The sequence below is a fragment of the Streptomyces sp. NPDC127084 genome (genome assembly GCF_042724175.1).
Classification (GTDB): Bacteria; Actinomycetota; Actinomycetes; order Streptomycetales; family Streptomycetaceae; genus Streptomyces.
The window spans coordinates 1-3,060 of the sequence record NZ_JBHXFA010000308.1; the positions used below are offsets into that span (position 1 = coordinate 1).

Below are 3,060 nucleotides of genomic sequence, written 5' to 3' on the forward strand. Positions count from 1 at the left end.
GCCTCGAGGCCCTGCTGCTCGACTACCTCCGCCATCACCTTCCGCGCGGACGCTCGGGTCAGATACTGCGCGGCATCCTCACCCAGCAGGGCCAGAGAGCGGATGCGGCGCGCGTCCGTCAGCAGCTCGAACACGTAGTTCGGCTCCACGTCCAAGATCTCACCCGCCCATACTCCGAAGTTGGAGTGGCCGGCCACCACATGCAGATCCCGCTCCTGCGCCACTTCCAGGAGCGCGCCCTTGTTCAGGGTCGTGAAGTCCTCCGCCCTGCGTCCCAGGGTGTCGATCTCCCGCAACTGCTCCGTGACGTACGCCAACTGCTCCTCAGGCGTGCCGGTCACATCGTCCGCCCCCAGGACCCGGCCGCCCGCGAACGCGCTGGGCTGAGCGACTACTGCCGCAGCCGCTTGGAGCTCTGCCGGCACCGCCGGGTCGACCTTGGAGTCGGCGGCCTTCTGCAGCCGGCTTGTTCCCGCCTGGACCAGCTTGTTGCGGGTCACTTCTCAACTCCAGCCGCAGTAAGGATGTTGTCGTACACGTCGGCGAGCGTCTTGGCCTCTTTGCCCGGCGCGCTGGTGATCGGGACGCACGCGTACCGGGTCTGCTGACGCACCGTGTGACGGGGGATCGACAGATCCTTCCGATACAGGTCGCCGTACTTCTCGACGAAGAAGTCCTCTATGGCGTCCCGGAGCGTGTTGGGTCCGCCCGGCACGATCGACGGGATGATTCCGACCACTCGCAGGTTCGGGTTCATGCCGAGGGTCTGCACGAGCTTGATAGTGCTCAGGGCCTCTTCCGTACCGATCCGGCCGTCTTCGTCCAACGTCGCAGGGATCACCACTGCGCTGGCCGCGACCAGTCCCGCTGTGACGAGCTTTCCGCCGGCGCGCGGAGGGAGATCCAGGATGCCGACACCATCGTCCCCCAGCACTCCCTGGAGACCGAGACGCAGCCTGAACTCCAGGCCGATCGCGAGGTTGTCCGTCTCCCGGTTGGCGAGAGCCCGCTCAGCCGCGATCATCCGCACCCCCGACCACGCGTCGGAGGCCGCAGCCAGCGCATCACCTGCGAGCCCGGCCTCACCTTGAGGGTCAGTGGCCAACAGGTCGTTCATGGTGAAATCCGGTGTAGTCCCGATTCCGACCTCTGCCGTGAGCGTTCCCCGCGGGTCGAGATCTCCGCCGACCACAGGACGGCCGCGTTTGCGTGCCGCAGCGGTCAGCCCGGCGGCCAGGGCGCTCTTGCCCACGCCGCCCTTCTCGCTGTACACCGCGATGGTTTCGCTCATCCCGTACCCGCCACATCGTCCGACCGTGTCACGACGGAAGAGTATCTACCCACCCCCCTGATCAGGATGTGCGACGTCCCTTGCGCCCAGAACGTGACGCTGACGTCTCTGGAGACGGGTGTGTAGGTGCCACTGGCCCCTTCGAGAGGCCTTCCAAATTTGGAAGGAATCGTTCGAACATCGCTCACTCGATGATGCTCAGGCCGGTGTCCGGCTGACATGTGGACAGGCCCGGAGTCCTGCGGTGAGCGGGCGCCGGGCCTCAGTGCTGTAGACGGGGTGAGACCGAACGCGGTCACGCCGTTGTGCGCAACCCTGCCGATCCGGCCGAACTACACCTGTTTTGTTGCCATCTACTGGTCCCTGAGCTGCTCGTACTGCCCTCGCTCGCTACATCTGAACCAGGTGCATTCAGAGGAGGGGGCTCTCATGGTGCTGTCGATCAACGTGGCTGTGCTTCTGGCGGTCATCATCGTTCTGAGACTCCGTCGCCGTACCGAGGCGCGGAAGCGGACCGATGAACAACTCACCGTGCTCATCGTGTTGGTGTTCGGAGTGCTGGTCGCCCCGACCGCCTTCGGGCAGGGAATCTTGAACGTAGTGGGGCAACTCGCCGACGGCATCACCCAGTCGGGGCACTGACGCCCTCGGCACTGCTGCCCCCGACTCCAGAGGCAGGAATCCGGAGGTTCCTTCCACCACACGTGCCAGGGCGGGACGCTGTCGGGGTGTCCGTCTCCGTCCGCAAGCGGACGGATTCCGTGTACTGCTCGCCGAAGTGCCGTACCCGGGCGTGGCGGCTACGGAGGGAAACGCCCGCCTGACGCGTTCAGACGGCCGTTGCCGTAGGCGTCACCGCGTGACGGCTGTCCGTCACGCACAGGGTGTTGTCCGGCGGCGCGCGTCGGAGCCGGCCGGGAGACGGCAAGCCGGTAATGCCGTGTGTTCAGGGACGGGATACGACGTCGCGGACCTCGTGCAGCCGCCGCAGGGCTTCGTCGGGTTGGTAGAGGGCGACCAGGCGGGCGGCGGTGGAGATGGCCAGGGCCATGAGCCGTTCCTCCTGAGCCAGGAGGGAGAGCCGGTCACCGCCGTCTCCGGCGAGTGCATGGACGGCCGCGGCGATCGTTTCGCACATCGGCACGCTCTCCAGCCACGCGAGCCCGGCGGGCGGCATGAGCGCGCGCCGGTTCAGGGAGAAGTCGGGATCCAGCATGACCGCACCCGTCAGCAGCCCGGACGCCTGCTGCTCCATGTAGTCGGCGGCGAGCGGGGAGAGCGCCGGCGCGGCGGGCACGGTGTGGGTGAGGTAGGCGAGGACCAGGTCCACGGCGGCGGTCTCTCCGGCGATCTGGTCGGCATCGGCCGGCCGGGCGTGTGTCGGCATGTCCTGCCAACGATCCCCGTCCGGCAAGGTTCGGCGTGTTGCAGGCTCTGGGTACAGGGGGAGAGGCGCGCTGTCGACGACAGCCGTGTCGTATGATGGGGCGTCAAGTTCGTGAAGCAGGCTGTTTCGACGCCCGGTCTTGGGTGACGGCGACTGCGGGGCTGGCTTAAAAAAAAGCCCACCGACTGTGACGGACGCCACATTGAACGAGTTCCGGCGGTCAATGAGTAGACGGATGGGCTTCCCCCGCTGATAAGGACCCAGCCAGCAAACATCGCCTCATTGGCGTGGGTCCATGGACCAAAGGGCCCCCGTGCATCTGTACATCAACCCCTTGAACGGCTTCGTTGTTGTCGTCGGCTGTGTTGTTGGGTACCTCGTC

4 protein-coding genes are annotated in these 3,060 nt (G+C 66.3%); 1 reads left to right on the top strand and 3 read right to left on the bottom strand.

All coding sequences use genetic code 11. The features are described from left to right. Together ACFWI9_RS33550 and ACFWI9_RS33555 are read right to left on the bottom strand one after the other, a co-directional pair. A partial coding sequence (locus ACFWI9_RS33550) for a hypothetical protein (protein ID WP_387168884.1) occupies nucleotides 1-500 on the bottom strand: 500 nt, incomplete at its 3' end. Further along, the gene (locus ACFWI9_RS33555; RefSeq protein ID WP_387168887.1) at nucleotides 497-1,291 is read right to left on the bottom strand and encodes a ParA family protein; all 795 of its coding nucleotides are present in this window, start codon (nucleotides 1,289-1,291) and stop codon (nucleotides 497-499) included. The genes ACFWI9_RS33550 and ACFWI9_RS33555, both read right to left, overlap by 4 nt. 429 nt (nucleotides 1,292-1,720) lie before the next feature. Here ACFWI9_RS33555 and ACFWI9_RS33560 point away from each other — a divergent pair, with 429 nt between their 5' ends. Further along, a complete protein-coding gene (locus ACFWI9_RS33560; RefSeq protein ID WP_352182860.1) occupies nucleotides 1,721-1,933 on the top strand; it encodes a hypothetical protein in 213 nt (70 codons plus the stop codon). A gap of 304 nt (nucleotides 1,934-2,237) precedes the next feature. Here the strand turns inward: ACFWI9_RS33560 and ACFWI9_RS33565 are convergent, their stop codons facing one another. After that, on the bottom strand, nucleotides 2,238-2,678 hold the full coding sequence (locus tag ACFWI9_RS33565) for a hypothetical protein (RefSeq protein WP_387168890.1): 441 nt from the start codon (nucleotides 2,676-2,678) through the stop codon (nucleotides 2,238-2,240). Between the last annotated feature and the right edge of the window lie 382 nt (nucleotides 2,679-3,060).

What these genes read in the sequence shown, in the direction of transcription:
- ACFWI9_RS33555 (WP_387168887.1), bottom strand. Translation starts at nt 1,291, where the DNA reads ATGAGCGAAACCATCGCGGTGTACAGCGAGAAGGGCGGCGTGGGCAAG.
- ACFWI9_RS33560 (WP_352182860.1), top strand. Translation starts at nt 1,721, where the DNA reads ATGGTGCTGTCGATCAACGTGGCTGTGCTTCTGGCGGTCATCATCGTT.
- ACFWI9_RS33565 (WP_387168890.1), bottom strand. Translation starts at nt 2,678, where the DNA reads ATGCCGACACACGCCCGGCCGGCCGATGCCGACCAGATCGCCGGAGAG.